Source organism: Actinomadura chokoriensis, from assembly GCF_041463665.1.
In the GTDB taxonomy this organism is placed as follows: domain Bacteria; phylum Actinomycetota; class Actinomycetes; order Streptosporangiales; family Streptosporangiaceae; genus Spirillospora; species Spirillospora chokoriensis_A.
In genome coordinates, this window is record NZ_JAXCEJ010000009.1 from 123,342 (window position 1) to 137,023 (window position 13,682).

General features: G+C 71.9%; 14 protein-coding genes and 1 pseudogene. 9 read left to right on the plus strand and 6 right to left on the minus strand.

Annotation, left to right across the window (positions count from 1 at the left end; all coding sequences use genetic code 11):
- The first annotated feature begins 97 nt into the window (after positions 1 to 97).
- Positions 98 to 973: a universal stress protein gene (locus SM418_RS16825; protein ID WP_371941716.1), complete on the plus strand. Its 876-nt coding sequence runs from the start codon at positions 98 to 100 to the stop codon at positions 971 to 973.
- Positions 974 to 1,044: 71 nt separating this feature from the next.
- Here the strand turns inward: SM418_RS16825 and SM418_RS16830 are convergent, their stop codons facing one another.
- On the minus strand, positions 1,045 to 1,359 hold the full coding sequence (locus SM418_RS16830) for an SHOCT domain-containing protein (RefSeq protein WP_371941718.1): 315 nt from the start codon (positions 1,357 to 1,359) through the stop codon (positions 1,045 to 1,047).
- A 139-nt stretch (positions 1,360 to 1,498) separates the two neighbouring features.
- On the opposite strand from SM418_RS16830, the gene SM418_RS16835 reads away from it, so the two are divergent.
- The 4 genes from SM418_RS16835 to SM418_RS16850 all read left to right on the plus strand — a co-directional run bounded on the left by SM418_RS16835 (position 1,499) and on the right by SM418_RS16850 (position 5,313).
- Positions 1,499 to 2,023: a universal stress protein gene (locus SM418_RS16835; protein WP_371941719.1), complete on the plus strand. Its 525-nt coding sequence runs from the start codon at positions 1,499 to 1,501 to the stop codon at positions 2,021 to 2,023.
- A gap of 159 nt (positions 2,024 to 2,182) precedes the next feature.
- Entirely contained in the window at positions 2,183 to 3,196 is a 1,014-nt protein-coding gene (locus SM418_RS16840; protein ID WP_371941721.1) for an Acg family FMN-binding oxidoreductase, read from the plus strand.
- Positions 3,197 to 3,518: 322 nt separating this feature from the next.
- Entirely contained in the window at positions 3,519 to 4,364 is an 846-nt protein-coding gene (locus SM418_RS16845) for a universal stress protein (protein WP_371941722.1), read from the plus strand.
- Between the two features lie 70 nt (positions 4,365 to 4,434).
- Positions 4,435 to 5,313, plus strand: a complete 879-nt coding sequence (locus SM418_RS16850; RefSeq protein ID WP_371941724.1) for a universal stress protein — start codon at positions 4,435 to 4,437, stop codon at positions 5,311 to 5,313.
- A 94-nt stretch (positions 5,314 to 5,407) separates the two neighbouring features.
- Here SM418_RS16850 and SM418_RS16855 read toward each other — a convergent pair whose 3' ends face one another.
- The 3 genes from SM418_RS16855 to SM418_RS16865 all read right to left on the minus strand — a co-directional run bounded on the left by SM418_RS16855 (position 5,408) and on the right by SM418_RS16865 (position 7,395).
- A complete protein-coding gene (locus tag SM418_RS16855; RefSeq protein WP_371941725.1) occupies positions 5,408 to 5,662 on the minus strand; it encodes a dsRBD fold-containing protein in 255 nt (84 codons plus the stop codon).
- A gap of 159 nt (positions 5,663 to 5,821) precedes the next feature.
- A complete protein-coding gene (locus SM418_RS16860) occupies positions 5,822 to 6,553 on the minus strand; it encodes a CBS domain-containing protein (RefSeq protein WP_371941726.1) in 732 nt (243 codons plus the stop codon).
- The gene (locus SM418_RS16865; protein WP_371941728.1) at positions 6,553 to 7,395 is read right to left on the minus strand and encodes a universal stress protein; all 843 of its coding nucleotides are present in this window, start codon (positions 7,393 to 7,395) and stop codon (positions 6,553 to 6,555) included. Before SM418_RS16865 ends, SM418_RS16860 begins: the two co-directional genes overlap by 1 nt.
- A 490-nt stretch (positions 7,396 to 7,885) precedes the next feature.
- Here SM418_RS16865 and SM418_RS16870 point away from each other — a divergent pair, with 490 nt between their 5' ends.
- Positions 7,886 to 8,260: a CBS domain-containing protein gene (locus SM418_RS16870; RefSeq protein WP_371941730.1), complete on the plus strand. Its 375-nt coding sequence runs from the start codon at positions 7,886 to 7,888 to the stop codon at positions 8,258 to 8,260.
- A gap of 51 nt (positions 8,261 to 8,311) precedes the next feature.
- Here the strand turns inward: SM418_RS16870 and SM418_RS16875 are convergent, their stop codons facing one another.
- Positions 8,312 to 8,701: a DUF302 domain-containing protein gene (locus tag SM418_RS16875; RefSeq protein ID WP_371941732.1), complete on the minus strand. Its 390-nt coding sequence runs from the start codon at positions 8,699 to 8,701 to the stop codon at positions 8,312 to 8,314.
- 240 nt (positions 8,702 to 8,941) lie between these two features.
- Between SM418_RS16875 and SM418_RS16880 the strand changes: the two genes are divergently transcribed.
- The 3 genes from SM418_RS16880 to SM418_RS16890 all read left to right on the plus strand — a co-directional run bounded on the left by SM418_RS16880 (position 8,942) and on the right by SM418_RS16890 (position 12,360).
- Entirely contained in the window at positions 8,942 to 9,310 is a 369-nt protein-coding gene (locus SM418_RS16880) for a thioredoxin family protein (protein WP_371941733.1), read from the plus strand.
- 128 nt (positions 9,311 to 9,438) lie between these two features.
- On the plus strand, positions 9,439 to 9,642 hold the full coding sequence (locus SM418_RS16885; protein ID WP_371941735.1) for a hypothetical protein: 204 nt from the start codon (positions 9,439 to 9,441) through the stop codon (positions 9,640 to 9,642).
- A 3-nt stretch (positions 9,643 to 9,645) separates the two neighbouring features.
- Positions 9,646 to 12,360, plus strand: a complete 2,715-nt coding sequence (locus tag SM418_RS16890; protein ID WP_371941737.1) for a cation-translocating P-type ATPase — start codon at positions 9,646 to 9,648, stop codon at positions 12,358 to 12,360.
- On the opposite strand, the pseudogene SM418_RS16895 reads toward SM418_RS16890, so the two are convergent.
- A pseudogene (locus SM418_RS16895) lies at positions 12,326 to 13,672 on the minus strand (wax ester/triacylglycerol synthase family O-acyltransferase); the annotation flags it as partial. The gene SM418_RS16890 and the pseudogene SM418_RS16895 overlap by 35 nt on opposite strands.
- Positions 13,673 to 13,682 lie beyond the last annotated feature (10 nt).

A 13,682-nucleotide genomic window follows, 5' to 3' on the forward strand; every position in this document is an offset into this window, starting at 1 on the left:
GACGATCTCCCGGACCTGCGACCTTCGCCCCCTGAAAGGTGTTTGCGGCCGGCCGAAACTGAAATCGAGTCCATAGCCCGAAGAAGGGGGAGGACGGATGGTCGCACTGTCACGGGTCCAGCGGCCGAACATCCTGTTCGGCTATGACGGGACCGAGGAGAACGAGTCCGCGCTGCGCTGGGCGGTCGAGGAGTCACGGCTGCGGGGACTCGACCTGATCATGTGTCACTGCTGGCACTGGCCCTATGCGCAGGAGCATGTGGACGCCGGCGTCGACGCGATCGTCCAGCGGGCGGGGGAGAACCTTCTGCGCGAAGGCGCCCGCCGGGCCCGGGAACTCGGAGCGGGCGGGAAGGTCTCCACGCTGCTCAGGCGCGAACCCGTCACCGAGACGCTGGTGCACGAGTCCGACGACGCGGAACTGATCGTGGTGGGCTCCCACGAGCGGTACCGGCTGCTGGATGGGTCGACGGCGGTGCGGCTGCCGGCCCGCACGCGCCGCCCGGTGGTCGCGGTCCGGGACGCCGGGGGGCCGCACGGGCTCATCGTGGCCGGGGTCGACGGATCCGCGGGCGGGGACGCGGCGCTCGGGTTCGCGATCGAGGAGGCCGCCCTCCGCGACTTCGACCTGCGCGTGGTCTACGGAGCGTGGGAACCCGGAGCCGTGCCCGAGTTCGAACTGCCGCTGTTCACCGACAGGAACCGGCTGTTCGAGACGCGCACCGCCATGCTGGACGAGGCCGTCCGCCCGTGGAGGCGGCGCTACCCGGAGGTCGCCGTGCGGGTGTCGCTGCTGCTGGAGCGCCCCCGCGAGGCCCTGCTGGCGGCGGCCGCGGACGCCGATCTGCTTGTGGTGGGGGACCGCGGCGTCGGTGGCCTGGACCCGCTGCTGCTGGGCGCGACGAGTTCGGCGATGCTGCACCATGCTCTGTGCGCGGTGGCGATCGTCCCGGAGCCGCACCGCGCCGCCTGACAACGCGACCTGGCCCCCACCGCGGTGCGGCAGTCTGTTGCTGAGGCGGGCAACGCTCCTTGCCGGATCCGTCAGGCGCGGACGTTCCGTTCACGCAGCTTGGCCAGCCGCTCGTCGTACTCCTCGACGCTGATCTCGCCGCGTGCGTAGCGCTCGGCGAGAATTTCGCGCGCGTGGTCCAGCCCGTCCGTCCGGGTGTCCGGCGGGGGTGTGTTGCGGGGCGCCGCGGCGCGGGCGACCAGCCATGCCACCGCGCCGATCAGGGCGACCCAGAACAGGACCATCACCGACCCCCACAGCCACATCCAGCCCGACCAGCCGCCGTCTCCCATGTGCCCCCAGCCACCACCGGGAACGGCGATCAGGAGGGCATACCCGATGTTCATGACCGCACCTCCTTCTACTGCCAGTTTGCGCTTCCCGTCCGCGCACACCCAGGGCCGAAGGTCCCCCGCACCGGCGGACTCCGGCCTCTGAATATCGCGACCACAATCGGTGCGGCTCGAAGACCAGGAGGTGACCTCAATGGACGGACGAGCTGTTCTGGTGGGGTTCGACGCCTCACCGGCCGCCGAACGGGCGCTGCGCTGGGCGGCAGCCGAGGCGACCCCGCGCGGGGTGCCCCTGCTGGTCTGCCACGCCTGGACCTGGCCGTATCCGCTGACTCCGCACGACGAGGACGCGCTGAAGATCGTCCAGAGCATGGGCGCTCTGGCCGTCGACGACGGAGTCCGGCTCGCGCGGCAGGCCGCCCCGGGACTGGACGTCCGGCCGCTGCTGGTGAAGGGCACGCCGCCCGGGGCGCTCCTGGAGGCGTCGGCCGACGCGGCGCTGATCGTGATCGGCGCGCGGGGGGCGGGCGGATTCGACAAGCTGCCGATCGGCTCCACGGCACTGCACGTTCCCGCGCACGCCGACCGCCCCGTGATCGTGGTCCCCGCCCATGAGCAGCGAGGGGGCGCGAAGCGGATCGTCCCCCAGGACCCTGCTCGGCGCGGTCACCAGGGCGGGGCTGCACGAGGCGCCGGGCCCGGTCGCGGTCGTCCGTGAGCGCGACCCGATGCGGAGGTAGCGGCCGACGCCGTCCGCACGGGGGGCGGGCCGCCGGCCGATCGGTGCGGAGATCCCGGCCGTCGCAGACCTTCGTCCCTACAGGTCACCGCTTTTCGGGTAATGAACTGGATACAGCAGACCTGGGAGGGAGTGACCATGCACTACGGCAACGCGGCGGGTCCGTCCGAACAGGTGTCGGCGGATGTCCGAGAGGCCGTCGAGGACGCGGTGTGGGCCCCTTCGGTGCACAACACCCAGCCGTGGCGCTTCGGCGTGCGCGGGGCCCGGATCAGCCTGAGCGCGGACATCGACCGCCGGCTCGACGTGGCGGATCCGGACGGCCGCGAGATGCTGATCAGCTGCGGCGCCGCGCTCTACAACCTGAGAAGCTCGCTGCACGCGCTCGGATACACCCCGGGCGTGCGCCTGCTTCCCGATCCCGACCGCCCGAACCTGCTGGCCGACGTCTACCTGGAACCGGGGGAGCGCCCGGATGAGGAGTCCCAGCGCGAGCGCGCGCAGATACGGCGGCGCCGCAGCCACCGCGGCGGGTTCCGCGCAGACCCGCTTCCCCCGGGGATCCTGGCGGCCATGCGGCTGGACGCCGAAGGGGAGGGCGCTCAGCTGGTCGAGGCGGTGGACGTCCACGTCAAGGGAGCTTTGGCGGCCCTGACCGAGGCGGCCGAGCACGTCCAGGAGCGCACGCCCGCGTACGCGGCGGAGATCGCCCGCTGGGCGCCCTCGCCCCGGACGTCCCGGGCGGACGGCGTCCAGGAACGCGCCTACCCGCAGCGGCCCCCGCAGAGCACACCGCACTTCCCGGCCCGGGACTTCGCACGCGGCCACGGTTGGGGAGCCCAGAGCACGTCGGACGCGGGTGCGGCGTCGGCAGGAGTGGTCTTGCTGCTGGTCTCCGGCGGCGACGCGCCCGCCGATCGGCTGCGCGCGGGGCAGGCGCTCCAGCGTGCGCTGCTGAGGGCCACGGAGAGCGGCCTGTCCGCGGCCTTCCACACCCAGGCGCTCGAAGTGCCGGAACTGCGGGTGTTCGTCCGTGACCGGTTCTGCGGTGGTTCGTACCCGCAGATGCTGCTCAGGCTCGGCGTCGCCGCCGGTGAGGACCTCGGATCGGTGCGCCGCCCCGTCGATGAGGTCATGATGGAAGAACCCTGATCGGGGGCAGGCGCCATGGCCGGCCGGTGTCGTGGGTGCCGCTGGGAATAGCGGGGCATATGACGGATGAGCGTCGGGCTGACCGGGCGAGGCTCGTTCTCCCGCAGTTTCCGGCTGCGCGATCTGCCGACCGGGCTGCGGATGGGGCATGCAGGGTGCACAACTCGATCCTCGATCTGCCGTCCAGCACCGTACACGTCGAAACCGAATTCGATGTCCGCCGGTGCGGTGGCAGAGGTCGCGGTGAAACGGGCCTTTCGGCCCTGTGAAGGTGATCTGTCCGGCGATGGGATGGAGCTAGGCCCGGTACGAGGAGGACGTCATGAGCCACGTGACCGTCGGCTACGACGGAACCAGCGAAAGCGAGCTGGCCCTGCGGTGGGCGGTGGGGGAGGCGCGGCTGCGGCGGCTGCCGCTGACGGTCTGCCACGCCTGGCGCTGGCCTTACCCGATCAGCCACATCGACTACGAGGGCGAGGCCATCGTCCGCCGGATGGCCGAGCACCTCCTCGACCACGGAGTGGCGCTCGCACGGGAGTCGGCGCCGGGCCTGACCGTCCGCAAGCGGCTCCGGGACGGCAGCGCCGCCCCGGCGCTCGTGGGCGTGGGGCAGGACGCCGAACTGATCGTGATCGGCTCGCACGGGTCGGACGAGATGCCCGTGGGCTCGACGTCGCTGAGAGTGCCGGCCAAGGCCGGCCGTCCCGTGGTGGTCGTCCGGTCCGCTGCGGCCGGCGACGGGCTGGTGGTCGTCGGCGTGGACGGCTCGCGGGGAGCGGACGCGGCGCTGGCCTTCGGATTCGAGGAGGCGGCCCTGCGCGGCTGGCGGCTGCGCGCGGTGTACGGCTGCGCGGAACCGGGCGCAGCGCCCGACGGTGACCTCTCGCTGTTCGGCGACGAGGACAAGCTGCGCCACGTGTGCGGCGCCCTGCTGGAACGCGCCGTCGCTCCCTGGCGGGTGAAGTACCCGCAGGTGCAGGCCACCACGTCGCTGGTGCTGAAGCCGCCGCGCGAGGCGCTGTTCGAGGCCGCCGAAGGCGCCGACCTCGCGGTGGTGGGCGCCCGCGGCACGGGTGCCGTCGAGGCGCTGACTCTGGGAGCCACGAGTGACGCGCTGCTCAAACACGCTCCGTGCACGGTGGCGATAGTGCCGAGCCGCGCAGGGTAACGGTCCGGCTTGTCATGGCAACACTCGGTCAGGCGAACCTGACGGAGATGCGTGAGCTGGGGGAGAGGGCATGAACTCAGGGGCGATCATCGGTGTCGTTGCCGGCTACGACGGTTCGCAGAACGGAATCCGCGCCCTGGACTGGGCAGCCGAGGAGGCCCGGGCCCGCGGCCTGCCGCTGACCGTGGTCCACGCATGGGAGACCTATATCGGGAGCCCGCTGGGCATGCCGATGGTGGACCTGCCGGCCTTGGCGCAGGAGACCCTGGACGGTGGTCTCGAGCACGTCCGGAAGGAGGCCCCCGACGTGCCGCTGCAGGCCCTTCTCGAATGCGGGCAGCCGGCCGCGAAGCTGATCGAGGCGGGGAAGAAGGCCGCCCTGATCGTGCTGGGGCCGCGGGGCCTCGGCGGGTTCGCCGGCCTCGTGCTCGGGTCGGTCAGCGCCCAGGTGGCCGCGCACGCCACGTGCCCCGTGGTGATCGCCCGGGGCGAGACGGACCGGCGCCCGGGGCCCGGACCTGGCCGTGTCGTGGTCGGCGTGGACGGTTCACCGGCGTCCCAGGCCGCGCTGGCGATGGCGTTCGCCGAAGCCGAGCTGCACGGAACATCCGTGCTTGCGGTGGCGGCCCGGGAGCCCGCACAGGTGAAGCATCTCCCACCGCCTGCGGACGAGGCGGACATGCGGAAGGCGGCTACGGAACGACTGGATCAGCTCATGCTTCCCTTGCAGGAGCTTCATCCGGGCGTGCACTCGGAGGCCGAGGTCGTGACAGGCCCACCGCGTGAAGTCCTGCTGGACGTCGCGGAGGGCGCACGCCTGCTCGTCGTCGGCTCGCGGGGGCTGGGCGGGTTCCGCGGTCTGCTGCTCGGGTCGGTCAGCCACGCCCTGGTCCAGCACGCGCCCTGCCCGGTAGCGGTCGTCCACGCACCCCCGAACTCCAGCGCCTAGCTGCACCCACCCGTAAGGTTGTGGACGCGGCCGGCGGAGAGCCGGTCGCTGAAGGGACCTTCGCCGCTCTCCTTCGCCGCCCCGGCGGTGGCTCTCAGCGCCGCGTGGCGGACTCCTCGATGTCCAAGCCGGCAAGCCGCACCAGTCGGCTGCCCAGGTCGATCAGAGCGCGGCCGACGGCCAGTTCGTCGCCGATCTCGGGCACCTGCCGGTCCCGTGGGTTGCGGCGGGCGTGCCCCGCCCCCTCGATCTTCCCGGCCTCCGCCGTAGTCGTGAGAAGGGTCCGGACGTGGGTGTCGTCGCCGCTCTCGGTGATGTAGACGTCCACGGCCCATTGTTTGGCTTCCACGGTCTCGCACCTCCTTGACCGTTCGTCTTGCTGCGTCCTCTCCAGCCAGGGTGTCCAGTCTCACCGGGCGGAAACGGCACAGGTAGAGGCCATCGGCTCCAGTTCGAGGAAGGCTCGGCCCTCCGCTTGCCGGACCGTCGGACGGATCGCGCTGGGTCGCTAGCGCCGTCGGCCCGCGCTGCGGCGGTGCGGGCGCGCGCGGTCATCCTCGTCGTAGTCGAGCTTGTTGATCACTTGGATGACGCCGTCGACGGAGGCCGTCAGCCTTTCGGCGATCGGGACGAGGCTCGCCAGTGGCACGCGGCCTCGCAGGGTGACCACGCCGTCGCGCACGTCGACCTCCACCTCGGCGGGGTCAAGCCAGAGACTCTGTATGACGATCTCGTGGGTCACCTCGTCGTGGATCTGCGCGTCCGTTCGCAAGAAGACGCGCAGCAGGTCGGCGCGGCTGACGATGCCCACCGGGCGGCCATCGGGGTCCACGACCGGGAGCCGCTTGACGCGGTGCCGGCACATTGTCCGCGCTGCTTCGGCGATCGTGGTGCCCGCGGTAGTGGTGATCACAGGCGAGCTCATGGCTTCCCCGGCCGTGGTGGCCTGGGACGGTTCCAGCGCGGGGCGCGGCCTCCGGCGCGGCCGACCGCTCTGGCCGGCCGTCGCTCTGCGAAGCAGGTCAGCCTCGGTGACCACGCCGATGACGCGCCCCTCCCCGTCCACGACGGGCACCCCGCTGATCTCGTGATCGGCGAGAGTGTTGATCACGTTCTTGAACGAGGCGTCAGGCGTTACCGTCACGACGTCGGATGTCATGACCGTCCCCACTGTTGGTCGCTTCATCTGACACGGCCTCCCTCCCGGGATGACGGTTCTGCCCGTTCTCATCAAGATCATCAGGCGGGGACGACCGCTACCGGGCACTGCGCGTGATGCATCACTCCGTGTGTGACGGAACCGAGCTGGGGCGAGGTCCAGTGCCAGTCGTGGGCCCCGACCACCAGCAGGCGGGCCTTGCGCGAGGCCTTGGACAGCGCGGCCACCGGATGCTCCAAGACGATCTCGTCGACGACGTCGACTCCCGGGTACCGGCCTTGCAGTGGCCGGTAAGCGGCGACGACCTCTTGCCCCAGGTCCGCTTCGATGTGCTCGGCGTCGGAGTAACCGGCCTCCAGGAAGGTCGCGAGTGTCTGCCACGCGTGGACGATGCGGAGCCGGGCATGGTGGAGCGCGGCGGCGTCGAAGGCGTAGTCGAGGATCGCGCCGGCATGCCGCACCGGGTCGATGCCCATGAGGATCTCGCCGCCATCGGCGGCGTCCCCGCGCACGATCACCACCGGGACGGTGGAGCGCTCGGCCATGCGAAGGCTTGTGGAACCCAGCAGCAGGTCGGCGAAACCGCCCTGGCCACGACTTCCCAGCACCAGTTCGAACGCCTCCTCCGACTGCGCGCTCAGAGCCTGCGAGGTCTCCCCGCTCACCAGAGCGGTCGTCGTCACAAGATCAGGCCGCCGCTCCTGGACGCGTGCGCGGGCGGCGGCCAGGACGCTCCGGCCGGCACGGGTGACGCGCAGGGCGGTCTCGGGCTGCGCGAAGTGCCGCGTCGTATACGGCCGGCCCTCGATGGCGTGGACGATGTGCAACGGACGTTCACGCAAGGCGGCTTCGGCGGCGGCCCATTCGAGGGCACGCGCCGACTCGTCCGATCCATCGGTGCCGATGACGATCGGAGCGGGCATCGAGCCCTCACTTCGATCTTCGGCACCCGCCGAATCATCGTTCACTTGTCGCCTCCTCCCCGGGAGGTCTGTCCAGCCCCCGCCAGGCGGAAACGGTGCGGGCAGCAGGCGTGGTCGCAGCTCAGGCAGCGTTCGCCCTGACTCAGGGCTCGGCGCAGTTGATGGCGATGATGAAGGCGCCCTCGCGTCGTCTGGGTGCGGCCGGAGATGCAGGGGGTAGTCGCGGATCGCCTGGCTCCGAGGGCCGGGATCGATGCGGTCGACTCGCCGACCGCCAGACGCGTCCCGGCCACTGAAACGCCCGACAGCGCTCACGGAAACCCGCTGACCAGGGGTTCGAACCCCGGCTCGTCCAGTTTCGGCCCGGTAAGGCTGGACACAACCCCGAAGCGTCTGCGGTCGGGTGTGCGCGACCTACGCCAGCCCGGTCCGTCGAAGGCGACCGATGTTCGCACGGGGCTCAGCCCGATCAATCCAATGGAGGACAGTCATGCTGGTCAGCAACGTTTACCGTCCGATGGTCTTCGGCTGCCGCGCGGATGAGCCGCTGGTCGAGGTCGCACGGTGGATGGTGGACAACGAGGTCGGCGCCCTGGCGGTGATCGACGGCGAGCTGGTGACCGGGATCATCACGGAACGCGACCTGGTCGGGGCGCTGGCGACCTCGGACGACCCGGCCTCGCAGCAGGCCGCCGCGTACGCGTCGACACAGATCAGGACCGCCGAGCTGGAGGAGGACGCGCGTGAGGTAGCCCGCCGAATGCTGGACGCGGGGATCCGTCACCTGCCGGTCCAGGACCGGGGGCGCGTGGTCGGCATGGTGTCGATGCGCGATCTGCTCGCCCTGGAGACCTGGACGGCGTGACCTCCCTCGTCGGGCCGTACGAGCACGGGTGCGATGACCTGACCGGCGGGTTCAGCGGCTCAGGGACTCCAGTGCCGCGGTGAGTCTTCCTGCCGCCTCGTCGGCGACCGGCCGCAGGCCGGGTCGTTCGCTCACCGTCGCCATGACCTGGGGGTCCAGCGCTTCGACGACGGTCTCGTCGCCCTCGGACCGGACGACGACGTTGCAGGGCAGCAGCAGGCCGATCCGCCGGTCGGCGTCCAGGGCCTGATGGGCGAGCGCCGGGTTGCAGGCGCCGAGGATGAGGTAGTCCTCCATCGACTCGCCGAGCTTCTCGTGCAGCGTGGCGCGCACGTCGATCTCGGTGAGCACACCGAACCCCTGCTCCTTCAGCGCCGTCCTGACCTGCTCGACGGTCTCGGCGAACGGCCGGTGCAGCCGGACGGTCATGCCGTAGTCCATGGGATCTCCCTTTCTTGGCGACGTCCGAGCCGGGATGGTGTGTGATCCCCTTGCCCGGGCGGGCTTGTGCCAGTCACGTTCCGGGGCTCGCGTGCCCGCCTGGCTTCGCGCTTCGCCGATCACGATTCCTCGCTGCTCGCTCCAGCATACCCATACCCGTATGTAGCACCAGGGAATCGGTGACCTGATATGGCTGTTCTAATACCCGTAGGGGTATTGCAACGGACAATGGAGACCGCGATGGCGACGACCGAACTGACCCGCGAGAACTTCGAGGACGTGCTCGCCGGCGACGACATGATCCTCATCGACTTCTGGGCCGGCTGGTGCGGGCCCTGCCGCTTCTTCGCACCCGTGTACGAGCGGGTCTCCGGGAAGCACCCCGACATCGTGTTCGGCAAGGTCGACACCGAGGCGCAGCAGGAGCTGGCCGGTGCCTTCGGGATCTCCTCGATCCCGACCCTGGCGATCATCCGCGACGGGATCGTGCTGTACGCCCAGCCCGGCGCGCTGCGCGATCAGGAGCTGGAGAAGCTGATCGAGGACGCCCGGGCAGTGGACATGGACGAGGTGCGCCGCCGCGCCGCGGAGCACCAGCGCAGCGCCTGAGAGGGAGGCCACGAAGAAGGAGCGCGTCCCGGCCGGACGCGACCCGCGGCCCAGCGGGTAGACGCCGACTGGACCTCCACGCGCACCGTCACAGGGTTCCGGGACGTGCTCCCGGCGTCGTCCGTGCCGTGTTCGGCAGGCCGTCCGAGCGGTTCGGTGACGATCAGGGTGGGCATGATCGTGCGGACGAGGGTGTCGAGGTGCTGTGCGGCGCCGTCCAGGGCGGGGAGTTCGGAGCAGTGGTGATCTTGGGGGCCGGAGGCGTCGACACCGCCGCCCCGGCCGACCGCGCCGCCAGGGCGGCGGTCCCTTACCTGCGGCGGCCCCGCTGAGCCATGCCCGCCAGACGACATCACGCGGGTACCGCGACCGGTGCGGGCGAGCCGAGCGCCGATCCGCGGGAGCCGCTGCCGCTGTTCCGCAAGGAGCTGGGCACGGGCGACCGGGGCCTGTCCGCGCGGGAGGCCGCCCGGCGGCTGGCCGTGTACGGGCCCAACCAGGTGCGGCGACGGGAGAAGCGGTCGCTGGTGCGGCTGCTGTCGGGGCAGCTGGCCCATCCGCTGGCGTTGCTGCTGTGGGGTGCGGGCGCGCTGGCGTTCATCGCCGGGATGGCGGTGCTGGGCTGGGCGATCCTCGCGGTGATCTTGATCAACGCCGTGTTCGCGCTGGTGCAGGAACACCAGGCCGAACGGGCGGTGGAGGCGCTGGCGGCCTACCTGCCCGAGCAGGCCCACGTCATCAGGGACGGACACCGGCAGGCCGTGGAGGCCGCCGGGCTGGTGCCGGGCGACCTGATCGTGCTGGCGGAGGGCGACAAGGTCCCGGCCGACGCGCGGTTGACCGACGGGGCGGTGGAAGTCGACCTGTCGATGCTGACCGGCGAGTCGGCGCCGGTGGAGCGGGTCGCGGCCGCCGCGGAGGAGGGCGCGCCGCTGCTGCGCGAGCCGAACCTGGTGTTCTCCGGGACGACCTGCACCGGCGGCGAGGCGCGGGCGATCGTGTTCGCGACCGGCGGGCACACCGAACTCGGGCGCATCGCCGCGCTCAGCCAGCGTGCGCCGCGCCGGGACAGTCCGCTGGAAGTCCAGGTCAAGAGGGTCGCCTGGCTGATCGCGGCGGTCGCGGTCGGCATGGGCGCGGTGTTCCTGCTGATCGGCGCGCTCGTCGGGCTGCCGCTGAGGGACGCGCTGATGTTCGCGATCGGCCTGCTGGTCGCCAACGTCCCGGAGGGCCTCCTGCCGACCATCACGCTGGCGCTGGCGGTCGGCGTGCGCGTCCTCGCGAAACAGGGAGCCGTCGTCAAGCGGCTCAGCGCGGTCGAGACGCTCGGCTCCACCAACGTCATCTGCACCGACAAGACCGGCACCCTGACCCAGAACCGGATGCGCCTGCAGGCCCACTGGACCCCGGACGCCGGAACCGTCACCACCACTGTGGCGCCGCCCGCCGACCTCGCGCGGGCGATGACCGAATGCACCACCGTCTCCTATGCCGACGACGGCGACTTGCAGGGCGACCCGACCGAGATCGCGCTGTTCGAGGGGGCCGGGCCCGACATCGCCGCACGGCTGGCCGCCCGCGACGAGCGGCGCCGCGCGATCTTCCGGTTCGACGCGCGGCTGCGGCTGATGTCCACGATCGGGCAGCGCGGCGACCGTCTCGCCGTCCACGTCAAGGGCGCACCCGAGGCCGTCCTGGCCCGCGTCGTCGGAGCCGACCGCGGCGCGGTCATGGCCGTCGTCGACGACCTCGCGCGCCGGGGGCTGCGGGTGCTGGCCGTGGCCGTCCGGGACCTGCCACCCGGCGCCGAGATCCCCAGGCGCCGGGAGGACGCCGAGACCGGGCTCCGCCTCCTCGGCCTGGTCGGGCTGTACGACCCGCCGCGCCCGCAGGTCGCCGACGCCGTGCGCCGCTGCCACGACGCGGGGCTGCGCGTCCACATCGTGACCGGCGACAACGGCGCGACCGCGGCCGCCGTGGCGGCTGAAGTGGGCATAGGCGTCCCCCGCCTGCACGTTGTCGCCGAGTCCGAGCAGGTCCACGACGACGAGCTGGACGAGTTGCTGACCGGCGACGCCGAGATCGTCTTCGCCCGCTCGTCGCCGGAGACCAAGCTGAAGGTCGCCGACGCGCTGCGCGCCCACGGGCAGGTCGTGGCGATGACCGGGGACGGCGCCAACGACGCGCCGGCCCTGCACCAGGCCCATATCGGCGTCGCGATGGGACGCTCGGGCACCGACGTGGCCCGCGAGGCGTCCACCATGGTCCTCACCGACGACAACTTCGCGACCATCGTCACCGCGATCGAATCCGGACGCCGCGTCTACGACAACGTCCGCAAGTTCATCCTGTACATCTTCGCCCACGCCGTTCCGGAGGTCGTCCCGTTCCTGGTGTTCGCGCTCAGCGGCGGCCTGGTCCCCCTCCCGCTCACCGTGCTGCAGATCCTCGCGATCGACCTCGGCACCGAGACGCTGCCCGCGCTCGCGCTCGGCCGCGAACCCGCCGAGCCCGGCATCATGGACCGGCCGCCCCGTCCCGCCTCCCAGGGCGTCATCTCCCGCGACATGCTGATCCGCGCCTGGGGTTACCTCGGCCTGATCTCCGCCGCCCTGGTCATGCTCGTGTTCTTCTACGTCCTGTGGCGCGCCGGCTGGCATCCCGGCGACCCCACCGGCCAGGGGACCGCCTTGCACCACGCCTACCTGACCGCCACCACCGCCACCTTCGCGGGCCTCGTCACCTGCCAGCTCGGCACCGCGATGGCCGCACGCACCGACCACGCCTCCCTCCGCGAGGTGGGCCTGGCCACCAACCCGCTGCTGCTGGCCGGCATCGCCTTCGAGGTGCTGTTCGCCGCCGCACTGATCTACCTGCCGCCGCTGCAGCACCTGTTCGGCACCGCCGACCTGCCCTGGGACGTCCTCGCCATCATCGCCGTGTTCCCGCTCATCGTCTGGAGCGCCGACGAGTTCCGCCGCTGGAACCGCCGCCGCACCGGGCCCCCGCGTGGGTTCAGGCCGTGGGCGCGGTCTGTGCCGCCTCCTTGAGCAGTTCGTCGATGCCCTCGCGGATTCCCGCACGCAGGGTCTCCAGGTCGGGGACGGCGTCGTGGTCTCCGGTGAGCCCGAACGACAGGGCGCCGTCGTAGGAGACGATCCCGACGGCGATGCGCAGGCCGGCCGCGATCGGGATGTAGGGGTCGATCTCCAGCATCCGCCGGCCCATCGCGTACAGCGGGCAGGCCGGCCCCGGGACGTTGGTGACGATCGTGTGGATCAGCGGCTGGCGCAGTAGCAGCGCGGTGTGAGCGGCGGCGGCCAGCAGGCTCGGGGCGCCGCCGAAGAGTTTGACGAAGGCGTCGAGCCCGGCGGCCTCGTTGCGGCTTTTCAGCCCGTCCATCTGCTCCCGGACGAGGCGCAGGCGCCGCAACGGGTCGGCCTCCCCGCACGGCAGGTCCACCGGGACCGGCGACACCCGGTTCGACGGGACGCCGCGCTCGTCCGCCGCCCGGACCGACACCGGCACCATGGCGCGGACGATCGACCTTTCGCCGAGCGCGCCCCGCGCCTCCAGGAGGTCGCGGAAACCGCGGGCGGTCGCGGCCAGGGCCACGTCGTTGACCGACCCGCCGAACGTGCGCCGGATCCGGTCCACCTCGTCCATCCCGGCGCAGGTCCGGGTCCAGCGCCGTCGTGGGCCGGTCGGTCCGTTGAGCGATGACGCGCCGGACCCCGCGAGCCGGGTCGCGTATCCGGGCACCGCGCCCGCGGCGGCGACCGAGTCGCGCAGGACGGGCAGGAACAGCCGGGCGGCCTGCCGGCCGAAACCCGTCACCCGGTCCTTGACGCCGTCGCGGAGGACGGCCGCGGTGGACGGTTCGGGTGCGGGCATCCACACCCGGGGCTTCACGGGCGTCCAGTCCGGGTCGGTGTCCAGCAGCACCGCCAGCAGGTCGATGCCCGCCACCCCGTCGACCATGCAGTGGTGGACCTTGCAGACCAGCGCCCAGCGGCCGTCCGCGAGCCCGTCGACCAGCCACATCTCCCACGGCGACCGGGTCAGATCCAGCGGCGGGGCCAGGATGCGGCTCGCCAACTCGCGCAGTTCTTCCGGACCGCCGGGTGCGGGAGCGGTCGCGTGCAGGACATGGTCGCCGATCGCGAACCGCTGGTCGTCCACCCAGACAGGGTGCGCCAGGTTGAACGGGACGGTCCGGACGCGCTGCAGGCAGCGCGGCGCGAGCCGGAGCCTGGCGAACACCTGCCGGACGAGGTCCGGATGATCGGGCGCGGGGCCTTCGAAGACGGCCACCGTCCCGATCTGCAGCGGCCTCGTGTCGTTCTCGGCGAAGAACATCCCGGCGTCGAGC